The following is a 20730-nucleotide window of genomic DNA, read 5'->3' as shown; positions in this document are numbered from 1 at the left end:
ATGAGAAATTTATTTTTGCTTGCACTTAATACATTAAAAATCACTTTTAGAAAGAAGTCTAATATTATAGTATACTTAATTCTTCCAGTTGTAATTGTTATATTTGTTATGTCCGTTTATTCCTCAATGGATTCAAAGATTAAAGTAGGAATAAACAATAAAGCTGCAAACGGAGTAATAGCTAAAGATTTTGTTGCTGCTTTAAATAAACAGGATAAATTTAAAATTCAAGAAATTAAAGATGAAGAAATAAATAATTTAGTTGCAGAAGGTAAGGTTGATTGTGTAATTACAATACCTGCAAACTTTGATGAAAGTGTTCATAATGGAGCAATAAGTAAAATACAGATTACTGCAATTAAAGGGCAAGAAGTTACGACTTGGGTTCAAAACTATGTAAATTATTATGTTAAAAGTCTCATGATGCTAGGAAAAGCATCAGGTGGGGATAACGTTATATTTAATAAACTTTATGAAGGATTTAAGATTCAAACTCTTACTCTTCATAAAAATGTAGTTAAAGATGAATCCCTTGATAAATTAAAAACTGTTCAAAGTATAGGATTTTTAATAATGTTTATGCTTCAAGGCGCAACTACCACTTCAGGGCTTATTTTAAAGGAGAAGAAAGAGAAAACCTACTTTAGAATATTTACGACTCCTGTAAACAGTAGAATATATATTGGGGCCAATATAATGGCTAATATGTGTATAATGGTAGCACAATCAATTTTAGTAATATTTTTTTCTAAGTATATTTTAAAACTGACTACTGGAGTACCTGATTTGCAGCTACTTGCAATACTCACTTTATTTGGATTTGTTTGTGTAACACTAGGTATTCTATTAGTTGCTTTTTCAAAGACAACAAATCAAGTAGGGGTGATGGCTACCTTAATAATAATCCCGACATGTATGCTTTCAGGGTGTTTTTGGCCAATTGAGCTTATGTCTAAAACTATGCAGCAGATAGCCAATTTTTTACCACAAACTTGGGCATTAGAGGCTATTAGGCAGCTCCAAAACGGTAAAACCTTTTTAGAAATTATGCCATTACTTGGAATACTTGTAGCCTTCGCATTAGCATTTTTCCTAATTGGTATGTATAAGATGAAAAGCAATGAAAGCGTTAAAAGTTTTATATAAAAGGAGCCAACGATTGTTGGCTCCTTTCATATTAATCAAAAATTAGTTTATTACATTGCAATATATCCCATTGTTCCAACTTCTGTTTACTAACCATTTCATTATATAAATACATTAGAATTAATCACTTAATTTATCTATCTTTTCTACTAAAGTAGTTTTTTTCATTAGAATCATTCTTTAACCCCTGATAGAAAACTGCTGTGGATGTCTGTATATACGGTTCAAGCCATATGAACCCTATTCCTAAAGTGACTAAACATAATATAAACCACCCTGCAAAGCTTAGATATAGACAAAATAATTTCCCTTTATATCCATTCATCATCTCTTTGCTACGGTTTATAGCCTCCAAAGAGGTTAATTCGGGATTATCAATTAGTATATAGTATGCCATAGAATAACTAAAACTAGCGATTATCCCCGGTATTATAAGCAATAAAGTCCATAACAATATAAATATACCCATTAATAAGTTCAACAAAAATGTCTTCCCAAAATACTTAAACCCCATAAAAACGTCCTCGATTTTAGCATTAGTCTTTCGTATTAAATTTAGAAAAAACATTGAAGCGCCAAAAGTTATGGGTCCTCCGATAATCAGTACTATAAATAGACCTATATTTTGAATTCCACCATCACTAATTGGAGCACTATATTTAAATATTTCATGTATAGGATTATTAATAACCCAGTTTACCCTTTCTTTAATATCAGGTGCCTGTATAAACATTTCTGTGAAAATCCAGGCTAATACACAAACTATTATAGCTACAATCCAATTACCTGATAAATCCTCCCTTGCTTCTTGCCGTATTTCCTTATTACTTTTTGATTTTAAGTCATAACCATCCATATAAATCCCCCTTGTGTTGCTTTGGTTTTATTAATTACTTAAAATTGGTACACTATATATAATATGCTTATTACCGCATTTTTGAACCAAGTAAAATAAATAGTAAACAAAGTCCTATATTCCAATGATTTTTACATATACACAAACTATCTACTAAGAATATCGCTTGAAAGAGTCTATTGACTGTTTCCTATTATCCTTACCTAACTGCATTCAAATATGCCTTCTATAAATTTAATCAAGATCTCCATTTTTTTCTACTTACTTATATAAATTACATTGCTTTATTATAATATTGGACTTTAACTTATAGAGGTGGGAGACTTCCCCTCTGAAATGGCGTTAAATAAATAAACTATTATTCCACTGCATATAAGCCCTAAAAGTACACCACCTAAAACATCTGTAGGATAATGAACATATAAATATAATCTTGAAAAAGCTATTAAAGTAGCTAAACTAAAAATCTCAAGTGCATAATTTTTAAAATATTTTGCTAATATACCTGCAACCGCAAATGAAGACGTAGTGTGCCCTGAAGGAAATGAATAGGATAAAGGCTTTACAATTAAAAGGTCAACTGCTGGTATATTTGCTGATGGTCTTATACGTTGAACTATGTTTTTTAATATTACTTCTCCTAAAATTGCGCTTAGCAATAACGCTACTAAAGCCATGAAACCTATTTTCCTATATTTTTTGTTAACCATCAATGCAATTGCAATTATAATCCATATAGCTCCATTATCACCTAATGATGTAATAGTAACCATTACTTTATTCATAACAGTTCCATGCATATTGCCTTTTATATACAATAATATGGAACTATCAAATTTCTGCATTAAAGATATTATTTTCATCATTTTCAGCATTTCTCCTTGTTTTTCTATTTTCTTTTGTGAACTCTATAACTAATTTCGAATAATTCATTTCTGAAATACCAGCTACAAAAGGTGCGAACGTCCTAATTATGGGAATAAATCTTGCTAAAATTATTGTCATTAAACCTACTATTGTTTTGACATCTTCCAACAAAAGAATTTTAAAATCCTTCAAATTACCACTTTCCTTCCATTATAAAATAGCGAGCTATATAATACTAATATACATCCTTTTACCAATCTTGGCCATAGCCACCATTATCTTTTGTATCGCTCTTCTTGCTTTCGTTTTTATATTTTTCATCATTTACTCTTACTATTACACAGTTATCCCAATCTGTCTTAGGGTTTTAAAATATATCTTGAGGCTTATGCTTATTTATTTTTTCAATATTCAGCTAATACCTGTTCATTCAAAAGAGAAAACCCCTTATCGTAGATTATAACCTGCGATAAGGGGCTTTAATATGTAACCACAATCACATAATTTAATTTATTGATAATGGTTTTTTTCCTTCTTTACGCCACTTAGCAAATTCAGCTGCTGCTGTAAAAAGTGCATCTGTGGATGAGTTAAGTGCCGTTTCGCAAGAGTCTTGCAGCACACCTACGATAAATCCTACACCAACTATCTGCATAGCAATATCATTTTGGATTCCAAATAAGCTAGCCGCTAGAGGAACCAGTAGTATAGAACCACCAGCTACTCCTGAAGTACCACAAGCGCTTACAGCCGCAAGTATGCTGAGAATAAATGCAGTAGGAATATCCACTTTAATTCCAAGTGTATTTACTGCTGCAAGGGTCAAAACAGTAATGGTAACAGCTGCACCAGCCATATTTATCGTAGCACCTAATGGAATAGATACTGAATATGTATCCTTATCTAACCCTAGTTTCTCACACAAGCTCATATTTACAGGAATGTTCGCAGCTGAGCTACGTGTAAAGAATGCAGTAATACCACTTTCCTTTAAGCACATAAGCACAAGTGGATATGGATTTTTACGAGTATTTACGTACACAATGATTGGGTTGACAACAAGAGCCACAAAGACCATACAACCAATCAGAACTGCAAGTAATTGTCCATAGCCGAGTAATGCCTTTACTCCATTTGTAGCAATAGCATCAAATACGAGACCCATGATACCTAGTGGTGCAAAGTTAATTACCCATCTAACCATTTCGGTTACTGCATCTGAAACATCAGCAATCATTGTTTTTGTAGAATTGGCCGCATTCTTTAAAGCCACTCCAAGAACTAACCCCCAAGACAATATGCCGATATAATTGGCATTAAAAAGTGCTTTTACTGGGTTATCAACAACATTAAGTAGTAATGCTTTAAGCACTTCTACGACACCTCCAGGAGGCGTAACATTCTTAACACCTTCTGTAAGTGTTAATGTTACAGGGAACATAAAGCTTGCAATAACCGCTACAAGTCCAGCCAAGAATGTTCCTAAAAGATAAAGTATGATAACAGATTTTATATTGGTTTGATGACCACTCTTGTGTTGGGAAATAGCAGATATAACCAAGAATAAGACCAATATAGGTGCAATCGCTTTCAACGCACCTACAAATAAAGAACCGAAAATTACGATTGATTTTGCTTGCTCAGGAATTGTTACAGCCAAGATAATACCAATAATTAAACCTATAATTATTTGTTTTACCAGACTCATCTGATTCCACTTGCTCATTAGTTTTTTCATGTTTTTTTCCTCCTATAGTTCAAGATAGAGACAAAACAACACACACCTATTTTAGGTGTGCTACTAGCCGACTAGTTCTTCTCTTAGTATAAATAATTGCAGTAAACACGACATAAAAATAATCTTACCACTGATTCTAAGTCATGTAAAGAAAAATTGAAGCGTAAGTTTCCCCTTGTAGATTGCAATATAAAATTTCCAAAATTTCGATAAAAATCTACTGTTAAGCTGTAACAGCAGTCTTTCTATACTATCTATTATAATTACTAACAAAAATATAAACGCTTTGCCCATGTATGGAGCAAAGCGTTTTGAAATTCTCTATTTTATAAACTTCTATTTTATATAAAAAACAATAGATTCATATGGTCTTAAAGTTAATTCTTTGATGTTATTTATAGTATCTTTATAATTAGATATCAAAATAGTTGATTGCCCAATAAGCAATAAATCCTCTGGTAAATTAAAAGTAGTTTCTTTCCCATAAAAATTATTTATAACTAAAATTTTCTCAGCCTTCCATGAACGCATATAAGCGAATATCTGAGAATCATCTTTTATTATAATCTTGAAATCACCATAAGCAATTACATCATATTCTTTTCTAAGTTGTATAAGTTTTTTATAGTGATAAAAAATAGAATTTTCATCCTTCAAAGCCTTCTTGGCATTTATTTCTTTGTAATTGTTACATATTGTTATATGTGGCGAGCCTGTTGTAAAACCAGCATTCATATTATCATTCCATTGCACCGGAGTACGCGCGTTATCTCTTGATTTTGATTGCAATATTTTAATTATTTCTTTATCATCTATACCTTTCTCTTTTAAGATATTGTAATAATTAATTGACTCTACATCTTTATATAATTCAATTTTATCAAAGTATGGGTTTGTCATGCCAAGCTCTTCCCCTTGATAAATATAAGGTGTTCCTCTTAATAAATGCACTGTTGTTGCCAGCATTTTTGCAGATTTACTATGGTATTTTTTATCATCTCCAAAGCGAGACACAATACGTGGCTGATCATGATTACACCAAAACAAAGCATTCCATCCATTACTTTCCTCAATTCCAACCTGCCACTCAGCAAGAATCTGTTTTAACTTTTTAAAATCAAAATCCATTAAACTCCACTTATCGCCATTTTTATAATCAACTTTAAGATGGTGAAAATTAAATACCATTGATAGTTCTTTTTCCTGTGGATTTGAATATTTGATACAATTTTCTATAGTCGTGGAGGACATTTCTCCAACTGTAATAATATCTTCGCATTTTCCAAATGTTTCTTTGTTAAGCTGCTTTAAATATTCGTGAATTTTAGGACCATCTGTATAAAAACGGCGACCATCACCTTTATAATCATCTTCATATTTTTCTGGTTTCGAAATTAAATTAATCACATCAAATCGAAACCCATTTACTCCTTTTTCCATCCAAAAATTAACCACATCAAACACTTCTTGTTTTAACTCTTCATTTTTCCAATTAAGATCTGCTTGAGTTTTATCAAACAAATGCAAATAATACTCATCAAATTCTCTTACATATTCCCAAGCCGTACCACCAAACTTTGAAACCCAATTTGTTGGCTCATTTCCATTCTTAGGTTCTTTGAATATATAGTAATTTTTATACTTTTCATCACCATTCATTGCCTTTTTAAACCATTCATGCTCTGTAGACGTATGGTTAAATACCATATCTAACATAATGTCGATTCCTAATTTTTTAGCTTCTAAAACCATCTCCTCAAAATCTTCCATAGTACCAAAACTACTATCAATACTACAATAATCTGCTACATCATACCCATTGTCTATTTGGGGAGAACTATAAAATGGAGTTATCCATATATAGTCCACTCCTAAGACTTTTAAATAATTTAATTTTTGCGTAACACCTTTTAAATCACCAATTCCATCTCCATTTGAATCCTTAAATGATCTAGGATATATTTGATAAACCACACTCTTTTTAAAATCTTTCATACTTCTTAATACTCCTTTAAATGAATGCATATAAACGAATTTATATTAAATCATCACTTTATATTTTTTTAGTTATTCACGATTAATCCTCTGGTGCAAATTTTGCTGCAAATTTTGTTTTAGAAAGTATAAGCGTTAATGTAAATGAAACCACAATTGCCACTATCATTGCCAATGAAAAAATCAACATATATTTAGGTTTAATAGATAGTATACCAGGAATTCCCCCAACGCCAATTGAATTTGCCATGACTCCTGAACTAACTGATATTACGCCTGCAATTGCTGAACCTACCATAGCTGCTAAGAATGGATATACGTATTTTAAGTTAATACCAAATATAGCCGGCTCAGTTACTCCAAGGTAACAGGAAATAGCTGCCGGAATTGATACTTGTTCTTCTTCTGGTTTAGCCTTTTTATTTATACGTATTATTGCCATAACTGCAGAACCTTGAGCTATATTTGACAGTGCAATCATTGGCCATAAATTTGTTCCACCAAATTCAGCCATAAGTTGTAGATCAATAGCATTTGACATATGATGTAATCCAGTAATTACGAGTGGTGCATAAAAGAATCCAAACACTGCCGCAAATAACCACCCAAAAGCAGAAGTTAACCCAGTGTATACTACACTTGATATAACTGAACCTATTGCCCAACCTATTGGGCCTAAAACAGTATGAGCTATTATTACCGTTGGCACCAACGCTAGAAAAGGTACCACTATCATCGATATATACTCTGGAACAATTTTTCGTACATTTTTTTCGAATATCGCTAAAAGAAATCCTGCCATAATTGCTGGAATAACTTGTGCTTGATAACCTATCATTTGAATGTGAAAAGCTCCAAAATTCCAAAATGGAATCTTATCTGCAGCAGCACCTGCTACATCATAAGCATTTAATAGTTGAGGTGATACTAGAGTAAGACCTAATACAATTCCGAGTATTTGAGTCGTTCCCATCTTTTTAGAAATAGCCCAGGTTATTCCTACTGGTAAAAAGTTAAATATAGCTTCACCAATTAACCACAAGAAAGAATGAACTCCAGCCCAAAATGGATACATCTGAGTTATTGTTTTAGTACCATTTTCAAGAAATTTAATATCCCCTATTACGTTGCGAAAACCCAATATCAAACCTCCAACTATAAGCGCTGGAATAAGAGGTGTAAATATTTCTGCCAAATTAGCAAGCATTCTTTGAATAAAATTCATATTACCTTTTGCTTCTATTTTTGCCTTATCTTTACTAACCCCGTCCACTCCCGAAACGTTTACAAATTCATTGTAAAAATCAGGTACTTCATTTCCTATAATAACCTGAAATTGTCCAGCCTGCATAAAAGTACCTTTTACTAATTTAATACTTTTAATCTTTTTACCATCTGCTTTTTTATCATCCTTTAATACAAATCTCATTCGAGTTGCACAATGGGATACCGCTACAATATTTTCTTTCCCACCGATGTATTCTAATAATCGTTTTGAATCTTCTGTATATTTACTCATATAAATTCCTCCTACAATTATAATTCCTTAACTTTAATTCACTTCTCTCCTAAAGAATTCATTATAACTTATATACACCAGTTCTTTATATTTCCATCTCAGCTTGTCTATACAAGTTTCTCTTGTTCTTATATTAACTTATATATACAAGTTAGTCAATAGATTTAAGCGAAAAAAATGTAAACGGTTTTGAATTATTAAATCGCAAAAAAAATCGCCCTATCGGCGACGTGCAAAATCAGTAAATACAAAACGGTCTGGGCGATGACGAGATTCTGTATATTCAAATTGATTTCCATCAGCTAAATATACATAATTTTTAACAACAACAACAAAATTATAAGATTTCATATCTAAATTTAATTTATCTCTTGAATTAGCAGTTTCAACTTGTATAATTTTATTAGCAAAACCTATTTTTAAATTTAAGCTTTCTTCAATATATTCATAAATGGATTTCTCTGCAATTTTTTTTGTTAATCCTTGCACTTCATCTTTTAAGAAATAATTAATATCAAAAATTATTCGTTCACCTTCTAAACTACGCACTCTATATAATTGAAAAGCTTCTTTTCCTACATTTAAATTGCTTTTTTTATTTATTACTTCATCTATTATAACTTCCTGGAATTTAGGCACTGTAGTAATAAAATTTTGGTTACTGCTTGCACTAGCTTCCTTAAAACTAACTAGACCACCAACAGAAAATGAAATAAAATTATTTTCTAAAACAAATACCCCTTTACCATGAAGACTATTAACAAAGCCTTCCTCAGCAAGCATCTCCAAAGCTTTTCTAACAGTACCACGACTTACCCCATACTCTTTGCAAAAATCATTCTCTGAGGGAAGTTTTTCCCCTGGTGTATAAATACCTTTAACAATATTTTTTTTTATATTATCATATATGTCTGTATATAGCTTTTTCATTTTAATCCTCCAAGACTCAAAATACCAATAAAAATTATTATATCATAAAACACTGGATAATGATGGGCATTACCACTTTTTGTTGCTTTGTATTCACCATTTAATAAATGTAATAATAAATCTGGTTCCTATGTCAACCTTACTTCGAACTTCTATTATTCCATTATGTGCTTCAACTATCGATTTTGAAAGGGCTAGCCCAATTCCAATAGACTCGCTTTTCTTAGAGTTTTTTGCTTTATAAAACCTTTTAAATATATTAGGCAAATCCGTATCACTTATACCTTCGCCTGTATCTTCTATTATAATTCTTGCATACAAAGCATTTTCCATAAGCTCCAAGTTTATGATTCCGCCAGGTTGAGTGTGTTCTATAGCATTCTTAATAATATTAATAAGTGCCTCTTGAAGCCACAACCTATCATGTGCAAAATTTATCTCTTCTTTTTCATTAAAAATAATCTTAACCTGGCAATCATTTGCCTTACTTTCTAAAGCCTCTATTGAATCTTGCAATGTTTCATTTAAGCTTTGTTTTTCTTTTACAATTTCTATTGCTTTAGCGTCCAGTTTAGCAAGCTTAAGTATATTCTTTATGAGCCAATTCATCTTTTCTAGTTGATTTTGATTATTTAATAAAAATGCCTCATTTTGCTCTCGAGGTAGCTCCTTTGTACCCATAATATCATTATATAAAATTACAGATGAAAGTGGAGTTTTTAGCTGGTGGGATATATCTGATAATAAATCCACTAGAAATTGTTTCTCCCGCCTAAGATCGCTTAAATTACTCCTAATGATTTCCCTCATAGAGTTAAAAGAAATTGCTAATTTTGAAAAATCTCCTTCTCTGTTTTCATTAATATCTATGTCGTAATCGCCTTCAACTACCCTCTTTGCGGCGTAGGTTACTCTTCTTATCCTTTTATAAAAAAAACTATATTGAACATAATTAAGTATAAGTACTATAGCACCCATAAGAATAAAAATTAAAATAACTGTGTAGTTATTCTTTATAATAGTTGTGCTCACATATGGGAAAAGTTCATTCTCTAAATCCTCGCTTAACCCATACTCTCTTAAAAAAGCACTTCCTTTTATAGCTTCTTTCCTAGAAATTTCTTTTGTAATAAGAGGTATAATTTCCTTTTCCATTTCCGGATTTTTCTCTATCATTCTTTCGCTAATTACTCCTAAACTTTTTATATAATCAGCCTTTAAGTTATCATGATGCGCTTTTAAACATAATGATGTAATGATCAAAAATAAAGTCATTAAAAACAAAAGAACCGCCGTACTTATTTTTAGCTCAGAATTAACAAAATATCTTCTCATACTAATCTACCCCTTAATAATCTCCTTATTCCACTTGTACCCTAGCCCACGTTTATTGACAATATATTGTGGTTCCCTCGGATCGTCTTCTATTTTATCTCTTATTCTCTTAATATAAACAGATAGTGTATTTTCATCAAAGAAAGGATCTTCCCCTTCTAATAATTCACACAATATCTCATCCCTCTTCATTAGAATATTAGGTTTATTCATAAATATTAATAAAAGCTTATATTCTTGCGCTGTGAGATTTATGACTTCACCATTTTTCCACACTGCTGCTTTTATATTATCTACTAATATATTTTCACTTTTCATTGTACTTTTTATAGATATATTTTTAGAGTTGCGCCTTATTAGTGCCTTTATCCTTGATAAAAGTTCTCTTACACGAAAAGGCTTTGTTATATAATCATCTCCACCTATTTCAAGCCCCTGGACTATATTAACCTCATCATCACAGGCTGTTAAAAATATTATAAGAACATCACTTTTGCTCCTTATGTACTTACATAATTCATACCCATTTCCATCAGGTAAATTAACATCTAATAAAATCAAATCAAACTTTTCTAAATGGAATAATTTTTTTCCCTCTTCTACTGTTGCGGCTCTAGAAACTGCATATCCACCATCTTTTAGAGAAAACTCTATTCCAAGGGCTAATGACTCATCATCTTCAACTAATAATAATCTATTCATGCTGTTCACCTCACTATAAATGTCGTTAACACCTTAATAATACCTCAATTATGTCTTAAGTTAAAGCTAACGTATATAAAAATTGGAAAAGAGAAGATTATTAATAATCTTCTCTGACTGCTTGAATTAAGTTTTCTTTTTTAATTCTTGAAAGTGGTGACAATACTGAAATATAGCTTATTACTATAGATGCAGCTCCTGCAATAGCTATTGCCTCCCATGGCACCATCCACCCCATCTCTCTAAATGCGCCCATTGATAATCCTAGGAGGTAAGATACTCCGCAACCTATTATTGATCCATATATAGAACCAACAATTCCATAGAGAAGTCCTTCTAGCACAATCATTTTCTTTAAACCCTTTTGAGTTAGCCCTATGGATTTTAATGTAGCAAACTCTCTTTTTCTAAGAATAATATTTGTTGTTAATGTATTTATAATATTAACACTACCTATTAATGACACTACTAGTACAAATCCATACAATAATATTTGGACCATTAATATTGTGGATTTTCCAGTTCTATTATTATCTATATTATTTATTACCATTAAAGCGGGGTTTGATTTTATGGCATTTTCTATTCCTATTTTTCCTGCTTCTTCATTTTTTACATCTTTAAGAACTATATTTAAGTTTACAGGTTTGATGTCCTTCCCCTCTGTTAATTTCTTTCCCATTTCTTCTGTTGTGATTATTTTTAATCCATTTGAAGATCCTCTAAAGTTAAAAGGTTCATTTTCAAGAATTGCCATAACCTCTACTTTTTGAACCTTGCCTTTACCAAATTCCGTCTTTACCTTAATAGCGTCCCCCTGTTTAAATGCATCATATTGTAGGTCTATTTCATCTCCTACTTTTATATTTGCTATTGGTCCAAAATAATCTTTCTTTGTATTTTCATCATACACTCTATTTTTGTTAATTAAGATTACTCCATTTTCACTGTTTAGTTTTTTTATATCAATATTTCCTGTCTTTAGATATTTTTTAGAAGCTTCTAGTGAATCCGCATCATAAATTGCAATAGAACTTTCTATAAGGGTCTTCTCCACTCCATCTAAAGTTGATTTTTTGTATATATTTTTCATATCTTGAATTTCCTTAACTTCACTGTTTTCATTAATTGCCATATCGAAAAAATATGGATCATATACTTTATATACCTTATCTACTGACTTTAATGCTCTAATATTATCTTCTATTTTATTATCTATTACTATTTTTTCTGTACCTTTATTATTTCCCACAACTGAGAAATGGATGTTTTTTGATTCATTAAGATCCGAGGATATATTGAGTGACATATCCATAAAAGATTTAAAAGTAACAAATAACACCACACTTATTACTATAGAAAAAACAGTTATTCTATATCTTTTTCTATTCCTCCTAATATTTTTAGCGGCCAATGCTCCTTCAAACCCAAATATTTTTTGAATAACTCTGTTCTTTCTTCTTTTTATTTTCTCCTTTGTTATAGAAGTTCTACCACTTATAGCATTCAGTGGTGAAATTCTGCCTGCGAAATATGCTGGCACTAGTGCTGATAGGTATATTGCTATAAGACCTACTGCTGCGCTTATGCATAAAACCATAGGTGATATAGCAATTTTCATAGGCATAACTGAATCTACACCAATTAATTTAAATGCAATACTTATTCCATATATAGCTATAATGCTACATAGTAAGCCTAGTGGAATAGCTATTACTGCGAGGATTGTTGCTTCCCTTAGGACAATCTTTCTAATTTGTCTTGGAGTAGTTCCTACTGCTCTTAAAAGTCCAAACTGTTTAATTCTTTCCACAACACTTATTTGAAATGAATTATATATTACGGCTATTGTTGAAATTAAAACTATTCCAATTATTATTGCTAGGGTTACATATAATCCTTTAAGACCTGAACCAGAATCTCCTGCTCCCTGCATTTGTAACAAATAGCTGTTTTCCATAACGGTATCTTTCTCATCTAACTGCTTTAATTCTTTTACAGCCTTTTTTAAGTTCGTTTTTGAGCTTATTTCTATAAGTAACGCTGCATTTTGTTTGTTAATATTATTATTTTTTGATAAAATTAGTCCGTTACCCTCTATCTGATTTTGTACATTATCCTCGAGTATTCCTACAAGAGTATATTCTTTACCCTTAATTTTAATTTTATTCGCTACTTTAGCGTTTTTATCAATAGATGGTAATATCCACTTTTCCATTGCTACTTCATTTTGTTTTTCTGGTAATCTCCCAATCTTTGCGTTATAGGGAAAAAGCTCTAAAGCCTTGTCTGTTGCTGTTATTACGTTAACAACTAGTTTATCACCTATCTTTATTTCTTCACTTACAGTATACAATCCAGACCTCGCCACTTTAGGATTATTAACTATTTTAGAGATTAACTTTTCGTTGGTTTTTTGAAATGCTAAATGGAAAGAACCTCCACTATTTATAGCATCCTGTATCTGAGCATCCTGAATTCCTTTAAAGAAAAGTCCTATTGTTGATATAAGTGCAACCGATAGCATTATTCCGATAATCGTAAGTGTGGTTCTTTTTTTATTTTTTTTCAAATATTTCCATGTGAGCTGTTTATAACTAGTTATCATCTCTTTCCCTCCTAGATTATTTTTAAGTTCCTGTCCGAAGTTATTTCACCATCGTAAATAGTTATAACCCTATCTGCCATGGCTGCTATATTAACGTCATGGGTTATAAGTATTAGTGTTTGATTATATTTTTTAGCAGTAAATTTTAATAATTCTATAACGTCTTTCGAATTTTTAGTATCAAGATTTCCTGTTGGTTCATCTGCAAGTATTATTGACGGCTTATTAAATACAGCTCTACCAATTGATACCCTCTGCTGTTGACCTCCTGATAATTCTGATGGAAGATGATTACGCCTTTCGCTTAGCCCTAATACTTTAATGAGTTCTTCTAAATAAATTTTATCCACCTTATCATTATCTAGAAGTGCTGGAAGTGCTATATTTTCTTCTACATCTAAAATAGGTAGTAAGTTATAAAACTGAAATACAAAACCTATCTTTCTTCTTCTAAACACTGCAAGTTTTTCTTCCTTGTAATCATAAATGCTTTCTCCATCAATAACTACATTGCCAGATGTTGGCCTATCGAGTCCTCCTAGTAAATGAAGAAGTGTACTTTTTCCTGAACCTGATGCTCCCACAATTGCCACAAACTCACCCTTAGCAACTGATAAATTAATATTTTTAAGCGCTTCCACCTTGTTTTCGCCGGTGCCATAAGTTTTTTTTAAATTTTCAATCTTTAAAACTTCCATTTATATCTCTCCTTTTTATATCTCGTTTTCTCATCACTATACACATATTATACTGCGCTCACCGCTCATACTCCATATCGCTACACTTACAAATAAAAAAGGTTATCTTACAATTTTGTAAGATAACCTAATAAAGTAGCACTAAAAATGTGTTATAATTTTAGCATGTATTTAAATTATATAGGGAAATAATATGTATACAGCTGAAAGTACAATTATCAGAGGAGATGATGAATCATGGATACAAATATACTAATAGCAATACTACTCTTAGTTCCAGCAGGTCTATTTATTTACTTTGATAAAAAGCTATTAATTAGCAGTAAAATACAAATAAAGTTTAAGATAAATAACTTTTTAGGACTATATCTTTTTATATTAATAACCTTGGTGCTTAGCACATTTATAGTTGCAACCTTAGCTATGATTTTTCATATATCTAGCACTTTTACATATGCGATTCAAGCTGTGCTAATTGGAGCTCTTTTAGGGTTATTCTCAAATATAAATAAATTATTTAGAATAAAAAAAAGAGTTTAGAAAAGTATTTTAAAACCACCTGGATAAATATCATATTTATCCAGGTGGTTTTAATTATTTTCCCTATGATAGATCCAATTTTTTATCTATTAGATAGGTAGAGGTTATGAATAATCCAACAAAAGTAATTACCTGAAATATGGCACTCGCAATATTAATATTAAATGCTCCACTTGAAACCGTGAAATCAGAATTCAATATATTATTAGTCGTATTTATTGAAAAATTGCTCAAGTTAATTGTTTGAGGGAATTGCGTTGTAATTTTAGTTGACAGCCAGCCTATTGCAACTGTTAGTATTATAAAATTTATAAAAGAGCCTATTTTACCTAGTTTTTTGCCTTTTAATGCTACTTTGCCAATAACCATACAGAAGTATATAACTGTTAGGGAATAAACAATGCGCCATATATATTGAATTATAGAAAATAATATTAGACCACTCTTAATATCTTTTAAAAAATTTAAATCCATTTCTTCAGGTATTGTCAAATAGAACATTAAAATGGATACAAAAGCAACAATGGATATTTGTATTAAAGCGGTTATCAGCCTGGATGTCATTATCGATACTCCAGATTGTGGAAGTGTAAATAATAGGTAGCCTGATTCTCCGTGTAAGTATTTACTCATAATCTTTAACGAAGATATAAATATTACTATTATGGCTCCAATAATTAAGCATATAGATAATCCCACTACTGCATTACCGTCCCAGGTATCTTTCTTTGTCATAAGAAATATGTTAGCAATTATAACAGATATACAAATTCCAATTATGGTTAAAAAAGTTGATCTTAATTCATATTTTATAAGCTTAAACATTATTGAAATACCTCCCTATACAATTCATCGATTGACTTTTTCTTACTAGTTCGTAATTCTTCTGCATTACCTTGAAGCACTATCTCTCCATCAGATATAAATGCTACATCATCAAAAATCCGTTCTATATCATTTACAAGGTGTGTAGTAATTATCATAGAACTATTTTCACTAAAGTTATTAACTATAGCATTTAATATCTTTTCTCTAGTAGTAGGATCTACTCCCCCAAGCGGTTCGTCAAGTATATAAAGCTTTGCAGCTCTCGAAAGTACCAATGTAAGCTTTAACTTTTCTTTCATTCCTTTTGACAGGCTTTTCACAGCGCTATTTTCATCAAGGTTCATAAATACGAGCATTTCCTTTGCTTTTTTTTCATCAAAATCAGAATAAAAGTCCTTAAAATATTTCACTGTATCCTTTACCTTCATCCACTTTAGAAGATACTCATTGTCAGGCAAATATGAAACTATAGACTTTGTATAAACACCAGGCTTTTGACCATCTATGCGTATTTCTCCTTTCGATGGATGAAGTATTCCTGCTGCTATTTTTAAGAATGTAGTTTTACCGCTACCATTAGGACCGAGAAGTCCTACAATTTTCCCTGGCATTATATCTAGGTCTACACCGCGCAATGCTTTTTTAGTTAAATACGACTTACATATTTTTTTTGATTTTAATATATTATTCATCTTGCATTACCTCCATAGTTTCCTTTGAAACAGATTTAATTATTTCATTAGTAGTAAATCCTAAGCTTTTCATTCTAAGTATAAAAGAATCTATAACTTCCTTTGCCATTTCATTTTTTAAATTATCCACCATATTTTCATTCTCCTCCACAAATGTTCCAGTTCCTCTTTGTGTATAAACAATTCCAAGTCTTTCGAGCTCTTGATAGGATCTTTGAAGCGTATTTGGATTCACATTTAAATTCATTGCCATTTCTCGTACTGAGGGCAACTTATCCTTTGATTTTAGCTTTCCTGTAACAATATCCATTTTTATAAGGTCCATGATTTGTAGATATATAGGCATTTTATCATTAAATTCTAAATTCATTATTTCATCTCCTTTTAGAAAATACACCGATTTCCTAGTGACATATGTTAATAGTACACTGCAACATTAATCGTGTCAATATGAAAATATAGACCACCTAGCTAAATTTTATATTTATCCAGGTGGTCTATATTTTATTTATAATATTATGCTACTATATCCCTTTTTATAAAAGCTACGTATGCAACAACATTAAAAATTATAAAATAAGCTATTAGTACAGTAATTGAAAAGCTCATTGTCATTCCTTTAACCAATGGCTGCCCATCAATATATTGATTCAAATTCGTATTTGCAAATAGAATATATTTTGACCAATTAAATCTAGTGAGTAGCATTGTTACGGTATTCCCTACTGTTAAAAGAAAAACTCCAATTCCTATAGCCATTGCACTATTACGGAAAACTGTAGAAATCATAAATGCTAAAGTAACCATCATAACTAAGCTTATACACTGAAGTCCATAAACCCCCACAATATGTGCTATCATATTAACTTCAGTAATTTTGCCACTAACATTTGTAAGGAATGGTGTACCTGACCCTTTAAAGCTAAACAATGTTCCTCCAATAAGAAATGAAACTATTAAAAGTACTAAAAGCATGAAAAGAGTGTATCCTAAAACAGAAATATATTTTGAAAGTAGAATTTTCCACCGTTTTGAAGGTCTAATTAGTAATAGTTTAATTGTGCCTCCTGAAAACTCATTGGCTACTATTCCACCACCCATTATAATAGCAAAAAGAGAAATTAAAAATATTATGCTACTTGCTCCTTCTACAAATCCCCATAAGGATTTATCTTGTATAGGTTGTATGTCATTTTTAAGACGATATTCATTAGTTTGTAACTGCTTTGTAATTTCGTCCTTTACCATTTTAGATATCCCTGGCCTAGCTAATGATTTTTTAATTTCCTGATTTTGAATTGTTATGTCTGATTTCCAATCACTTTTAGGTGCCTCATTTCCTGTAAATCTAATTATGAGCCCAGCTGCTACTGTAATAATAACTAATATACCAATCATTATCCATGTACTAATGCTATGAGCAAGTTTCATATTTTCATTACGAACTAAATTTATTATATTACGCAATTCCGCTACCCCCTGTCATTTCTAAGAATTTTTCTTCTAAGCTTTGTTGTACTTTGTGAACACCGTAAATTTTAATTCCTTGACCCACAAGCTTTTCAACTAACTCAGGAACATTTTCTATATTTTCTTTAATTCTAATTTCTTTTTCATTTATTTCTGGTTTATATTTGCTACTAAGACTTTCTAAATATGCTTTTACACTTTCAATCGGCGAAACATCTAGAGCTATAACTGAATCCGACTCCTCTTCAAGCATTTCCTTCATATCCTGAATTCTAACCAATTTTCCATTTTGCAAAATTCCTACCCTATCACACATAAGCTCCATTTCAGAAAGTAAGTGGCTTGATACTATTACTGCAACATTTTCTTCTCTTGCAAGTGTCCGTAAATGATTACGTAATTCGTGAATACCAGCAGGATCTAGACCATTAGTAGGTTCATCTAGTACCAATAACTTTGGAGAATTAAGTAGTGCCTGTGCAACCCCTAGTCTTTGACGCATACCTAGTGAATATGTCTTTATTTTGTCATTTATTCTTTTTTCAAGACCCACAATTTTTATAACCTCATCAATACGTTCCTTCTTTAAGTCTGGATACATTCTCCCAAAATGGACAAGATTTTGATACCCCGTTAAATATTTGTATAAATCTGGATTTTCAATAATTCCACCTACTTTAGCGATGGCCTTTTCAAAATCCTTCTCAACGTTTAATCCATCAATATACATTTCGCCTTTAGTAATAGACATAAGTCCCAAAAGCATTTTAATAGTAGTAGTTTTACCAGCGCCATTTGGTCCGAGGAATCCAAACACCTCCCCTGAACGCACCTCAAAAGTAATATCATCTATTATTACCTTTTTACCGATTTTTTTTGTAACATTCTTGATTTTTACTATAGTTTCCATGTTGAACCTCCTTATATGAGTTTTAAATTAATAAATCTTATGATAAATCTAATTTTTTGTCTATTAGATAGGTAGTGGTTATGAATAATCCTACAAAAGTAATTATCTGAAATATGGTATCAGCAATATTAATATTTAATTCCTCACTTGGAATTGAGAGAGCAAGAGCAGATGATTGAAAGCTACTTTCTAATGAAGAACCAACGATGTTCATTGTTTGAGGGAATAGTTCAACAATTTTGAATGATAGCCAGCCTATCGCTACTGTTAGTATTATAAAAATTATAAAAGAACCTATTTTACCTAGTTTTTTACCTCTTAAGGCTACTTTGCCAATAACCATACAAAAGTATATAAATGTTAATAAATAAACAATGCCCCATATATATTGAATTATAAAAAATAATACTACATTGAACTTGAAATATTTAAAAAAACTTAAATCTATTTTTTCTATTACAGTCAAATAGAACATCACAATGGATACAAAAGCAACAATGGATATTTGAATTAAGGCGGTTATCAGCCTTGAGGCTAATAGCGCTTTGCCCGATTGAGGAAGCGTAAATAACAGGTAGCCTGAGTCTCCATATAAGTATTTACTCATAATTTTTAATGAAGATATAAATATTACTATCATGGCACCAATAATTAAGCATGTAGATAATGCAGTTACTGTAACGTCCCAGGTATCTTTCTTTGTCATAAGAAATAGATTAGCAATTATAACCGATATACAAATTCCAATTATGGTTAAAAAAGTTGATCTTAATTCATATTTTATAAGCTTAAACATTACCTAAATACCTCCCTATACAATTCATCGATTGACTTTTTCTTATCTCTTCTTAATTCTTCTGCATTACCCTTAAGTACTATCTCTCCATCAGATATAAATACTACATCATCAAAAATTCGTTCTATATCATTTACAAGATGTGTAGTAATTATCATTGAACTATTTTCGTTAAAGTTATTAACTATAGCATTTAATATCTGTTCTCTAGTAGTGGGGTCTACGCCACCAAGTGGTTCGTCAAGTATATAAAGCTTTGCGGATCTTGAGAGTACCAATGTAAGCTTTAACTTTTCCTTCATTCCCTTTGATAGGCTTTTCACAGTGCTATTTTCATCAAGTTTCATAAACTGGAGCATTTCCTTTGATTTTTTTTCATCAAAATCAGAATAAAAGTCCTTGAAATACTTCACCGCATCCTTTATTTTCATCCAATTTAGAAGATACTCATTATCAGGCAAATATGAAATTATAGACTTTGTATAAACACCAGGCTTTTGACCATCTATTAGTATTTTCCCTTTCGATGGATGCAGTATTCCAGCTGCTATTTTTAAAAATGTAGTTTTACCGCTACCATTAGGACCAAGAAGTCCTACGATTTTTCCTGGCATTATATCTAGGTCTACTCCCCGTAGGGCCTTTTTATTTAAATATGACTTACATATTTTTTCTGATTTTAATATACTATTCATCTTGTTTTACCTCCATAGTTTCCTTTGAAACAGATTTAATTATCTCCTTAGCAGTAAATCCTAAGCTTTTCATTCTAAGTATAAATGAATCTATAACTTCCTTTGCCATTTCCTTTTTTAAATCATCTACCATATTATTTCCCTCCCCCACAAATGTTCCAGTGCCTCTTTGTGTATACACAATTCCAAGTCTTTCAAGCTCTTGATAAGATCTTTGAAGCGTATTTGGATTAACCTTCAAATTTGTTGCCATTTCTCGTACTGATGGTAATTTATCCTTTGATTTTAGCTTTCCTGTAACAATGTCCATTTTTATAATATCCATAATTTGCAAATATATAGGCATTTTGTCATTAAATTTTAAATCCATGATTTCATCTCCTTTCAGAAAGTACATTAACGTCC

Annotated in this window: 21 protein-coding genes; 2 read left to right on the top strand and 19 right to left on the bottom strand. The window is 31.1% G+C overall.

Going from position 1 to position 20730, the window contains the following annotated elements; genetic code table 11:
* A complete protein-coding gene (locus ACWJJT_RS16200; protein WP_462955426.1) occupies positions 1–1146 on the top strand; it encodes an ABC transporter permease in 1146 nt (381 codons plus the stop codon).
* A gap of 133 nt (positions 1147–1279) precedes the next feature.
* On the opposite strand, the gene ACWJJT_RS16195 is transcribed toward ACWJJT_RS16200, so the two are convergent.
* The 11 genes from ACWJJT_RS16195 to ACWJJT_RS16145 all read right to left on the bottom strand — a co-directional run bounded on the left by ACWJJT_RS16195 (position 1280) and on the right by ACWJJT_RS16145 (position 14394).
* Complete coding sequence (locus ACWJJT_RS16195; protein ID WP_462955425.1) at positions 1280–2002, bottom strand: DUF975 family protein; 723 nt, start codon at positions 2000–2002, stop codon at positions 1280–1282.
* A gap of 302 nt (positions 2003–2304) precedes the next feature.
* Positions 2305–2865, bottom strand: a complete 561-nt coding sequence (locus ACWJJT_RS16190; RefSeq protein WP_462956802.1) for a phosphatase PAP2 family protein — start codon at positions 2863–2865, stop codon at positions 2305–2307.
* On the bottom strand, positions 2834–3061 hold the full coding sequence (locus ACWJJT_RS16185; protein ID WP_462956811.1) for a DedA family protein: 228 nt from the start codon (positions 3059–3061) through the stop codon (positions 2834–2836). The genes ACWJJT_RS16190 and ACWJJT_RS16185 overlap by 32 nt, the downstream gene beginning before the upstream one ends.
* 313 nt (positions 3062–3374) lie before the next feature.
* Positions 3375–4607 carry a serine/threonine transporter SstT gene (gene sstT / locus ACWJJT_RS16180; RefSeq protein WP_462955424.1) on the bottom strand — a complete coding sequence of 411 codons (1233 nt, stop codon included), beginning with the start codon at positions 4605–4607 and terminating at the stop codon, positions 3375–3377.
* A 336-nt stretch (positions 4608–4943) separates the two neighbouring features.
* Complete coding sequence (gene treC, locus ACWJJT_RS16175) at positions 4944–6602, bottom strand: alpha,alpha-phosphotrehalase (RefSeq protein ID WP_462955423.1); 1659 nt, start codon at positions 6600–6602, stop codon at positions 4944–4946.
* A gap of 82 nt (positions 6603–6684) precedes the next feature.
* Positions 6685–8121 carry a PTS system trehalose-specific EIIBC component gene (gene treP / locus ACWJJT_RS16170; RefSeq protein WP_216301650.1) on the bottom strand — a complete coding sequence of 479 codons (1437 nt, stop codon included), beginning with the start codon at positions 8119–8121 and terminating at the stop codon, positions 6685–6687.
* A gap of 219 nt (positions 8122–8340) precedes the next feature.
* Complete coding sequence (gene treR, locus ACWJJT_RS16165) at positions 8341–9051, bottom strand: trehalose operon repressor (protein WP_216301649.1); 711 nt, start codon at positions 9049–9051, stop codon at positions 8341–8343.
* A gap of 93 nt (positions 9052–9144) precedes the next feature.
* Entirely contained in the window at positions 9145–10386 is a 1242-nt protein-coding gene (locus ACWJJT_RS16160; protein ID WP_216301648.1) for a sensor histidine kinase, read from the bottom strand.
* A 6-nt stretch (positions 10387–10392) separates the two neighbouring features.
* Positions 10393–11088, bottom strand: coding sequence for a response regulator transcription factor (locus ACWJJT_RS16155; RefSeq protein WP_462955422.1), 696 nt, complete (start codon positions 11086–11088; stop codon positions 10393–10395).
* Between the two features lie 100 nt (positions 11089–11188).
* The gene (locus ACWJJT_RS16150; protein WP_462955421.1) at positions 11189–13696 is read right to left on the bottom strand and encodes an ABC transporter permease; all 2508 of its coding nucleotides are present in this window, start codon (positions 13694–13696) and stop codon (positions 11189–11191) included.
* Positions 13697–13707: 11 nt separating this feature from the next.
* A complete protein-coding gene (locus ACWJJT_RS16145) occupies positions 13708–14394 on the bottom strand; it encodes an ABC transporter ATP-binding protein (RefSeq protein ID WP_462955420.1) in 687 nt (228 codons plus the stop codon).
* Positions 14395–14631: 237 nt separating this feature from the next.
* Here ACWJJT_RS16145 and ACWJJT_RS16140 point away from each other — a divergent pair, with 237 nt between their 5' ends.
* Positions 14632–14934, top strand: coding sequence for a hypothetical protein (locus tag ACWJJT_RS16140; RefSeq protein ID WP_462955419.1), 303 nt, complete (start codon positions 14632–14634; stop codon positions 14932–14934).
* Between the two features lie 63 nt (positions 14935–14997).
* Here ACWJJT_RS16140 and ACWJJT_RS16135 read toward each other — a convergent pair whose 3' ends face one another.
* From ACWJJT_RS16135 to ACWJJT_RS16100, 8 genes are all read right to left on the bottom strand, one after another.
* Positions 14998–15759 (bottom strand): hypothetical protein, encoded by a 762-nt coding sequence (locus ACWJJT_RS16135; protein ID WP_462955418.1) that lies wholly within the window; start codon positions 15757–15759, stop codon positions 14998–15000.
* Positions 15759–16454, bottom strand: coding sequence for an ABC transporter ATP-binding protein (locus ACWJJT_RS16130; protein WP_462955417.1), 696 nt, complete (start codon positions 16452–16454; stop codon positions 15759–15761). The genes ACWJJT_RS16135 and ACWJJT_RS16130 overlap by 1 nt, the downstream gene beginning before the upstream one ends.
* Entirely contained in the window at positions 16447–16824 is a 378-nt protein-coding gene (locus ACWJJT_RS16125; RefSeq protein ID WP_216301639.1) for a GntR family transcriptional regulator, read from the bottom strand. The genes ACWJJT_RS16130 and ACWJJT_RS16125 overlap by 8 nt, the downstream gene beginning before the upstream one ends.
* Positions 16825–16970: 146 nt before the next feature.
* Positions 16971–17921: an ABC transporter permease gene (locus tag ACWJJT_RS16120; protein WP_462955416.1), complete on the bottom strand. Its 951-nt coding sequence runs from the start codon at positions 17919–17921 to the stop codon at positions 16971–16973.
* On the bottom strand, positions 17914–18834 hold the full coding sequence (locus ACWJJT_RS16115; RefSeq protein WP_462955415.1) for an ABC transporter ATP-binding protein: 921 nt from the start codon (positions 18832–18834) through the stop codon (positions 17914–17916). Before ACWJJT_RS16115 ends, ACWJJT_RS16120 begins: the two co-directional genes overlap by 8 nt.
* Before the next feature lie 37 nt (positions 18835–18871).
* Positions 18872–19630, bottom strand: a complete 759-nt coding sequence (locus ACWJJT_RS16110; protein ID WP_462955414.1) for a hypothetical protein — start codon at positions 19628–19630, stop codon at positions 18872–18874.
* A complete protein-coding gene (locus ACWJJT_RS16105; protein WP_462955413.1) occupies positions 19630–20325 on the bottom strand; it encodes an ABC transporter ATP-binding protein in 696 nt (231 codons plus the stop codon). Before ACWJJT_RS16105 ends, ACWJJT_RS16110 begins: the two co-directional genes overlap by 1 nt.
* Entirely contained in the window at positions 20318–20695 is a 378-nt protein-coding gene (locus ACWJJT_RS16100; RefSeq protein WP_462955412.1) for a GntR family transcriptional regulator, read from the bottom strand. Before ACWJJT_RS16100 ends, ACWJJT_RS16105 begins: the two co-directional genes overlap by 8 nt.
* Positions 20696–20730: the final 35 nt, after the last annotated feature.

The organism is Clostridium sp. CM041 (assembly GCF_055081035.1).
Note: the sequence above shows the minus strand (reverse complement) of the source record. Positions and strands in the feature narration are given on the sequence as shown.

Excerpts from the sequence above, each read along its gene's own strand:
- ACWJJT_RS16160 (WP_216301648.1), bottom strand. The coding sequence starts at position 10,386 with ATGAGAAGATATTTTGTTAATTCTGAGCTAAAAATAAGTACGGCGGTT.
- ACWJJT_RS16110 (WP_462955414.1), bottom strand. The coding sequence starts at position 19,630 with ATGTTTAAGCTTATAAAATATGAATTAAGATCAACTTTTTTAACCATA.
- ACWJJT_RS16100 (WP_462955412.1), bottom strand. The coding sequence starts at position 20,695 with ATGGATTTAAAATTTAATGACAAAATGCCTATATATTTGCAAATTATG.
- ACWJJT_RS16145 (WP_462955420.1), bottom strand. The coding sequence starts at position 14,394 with ATGGAAGTTTTAAAGATTGAAAATTTAAAAAAAACTTATGGCACCGGC.
- ACWJJT_RS16135 (WP_462955418.1), bottom strand. The coding sequence starts at position 15,759 with ATGTTTAAGCTTATAAAATATGAATTAAGATCAACTTTTTTAACCATA.
- ACWJJT_RS16190 (WP_462956802.1), bottom strand. The coding sequence starts at position 2,865 with ATGAAAATAATATCTTTAATGCAGAAATTTGATAGTTCCATATTATTG.
- ACWJJT_RS16130 (WP_462955417.1), bottom strand. The coding sequence starts at position 16,454 with ATGAATAATATATTAAAATCAAAAAAAATATGTAAGTCGTATTTAACT.
- ACWJJT_RS16200 (WP_462955426.1), top strand. The coding sequence starts at position 1 with ATGAGAAATTTATTTTTGCTTGCACTTAATACATTAAAAATCACTTTT.
- ACWJJT_RS16105 (WP_462955413.1), bottom strand. The coding sequence starts at position 20,325 with ATGAATAGTATATTAAAATCAGAAAAAATATGTAAGTCATATTTAAAT.
- ACWJJT_RS16195 (WP_462955425.1), bottom strand. The coding sequence starts at position 2,002 with ATGGATGGTTATGACTTAAAATCAAAAAGTAATAAGGAAATACGGCAA.
- ACWJJT_RS16140 (WP_462955419.1), top strand. The coding sequence starts at position 14,632 with ATGGATACAAATATACTAATAGCAATACTACTCTTAGTTCCAGCAGGT.
- treC (WP_462955423.1), bottom strand. The coding sequence starts at position 6,602 with ATGAAAGATTTTAAAAAGAGTGTGGTTTATCAAATATATCCTAGATCA.
- treP (WP_216301650.1), bottom strand. The coding sequence starts at position 8,121 with ATGAGTAAATATACAGAAGATTCAAAACGATTATTAGAATACATCGGT.
- ACWJJT_RS16150 (WP_462955421.1), bottom strand. The coding sequence starts at position 13,696 with ATGATAACTAGTTATAAACAGCTCACATGGAAATATTTGAAAAAAAAT.
- ACWJJT_RS16115 (WP_462955415.1), bottom strand. The coding sequence starts at position 18,834 with ATGGAAACTATAGTAAAAATCAAGAATGTTACAAAAAAAATCGGTAAA.
- ACWJJT_RS16125 (WP_216301639.1), bottom strand. The coding sequence starts at position 16,824 with ATGAATTTAGAATTTAATGATAAAATGCCTATATATCTACAAATCATG.
- sstT (WP_462955424.1), bottom strand. The coding sequence starts at position 4,607 with ATGAAAAAACTAATGAGCAAGTGGAATCAGATGAGTCTGGTAAAACAA.
- treR (WP_216301649.1), bottom strand. The coding sequence starts at position 9,051 with ATGAAAAAGCTATATACAGACATATATGATAATATAAAAAAAAATATT.
- ACWJJT_RS16155 (WP_462955422.1), bottom strand. The coding sequence starts at position 11,088 with ATGAATAGATTATTATTAGTTGAAGATGATGAGTCATTAGCCCTTGGA.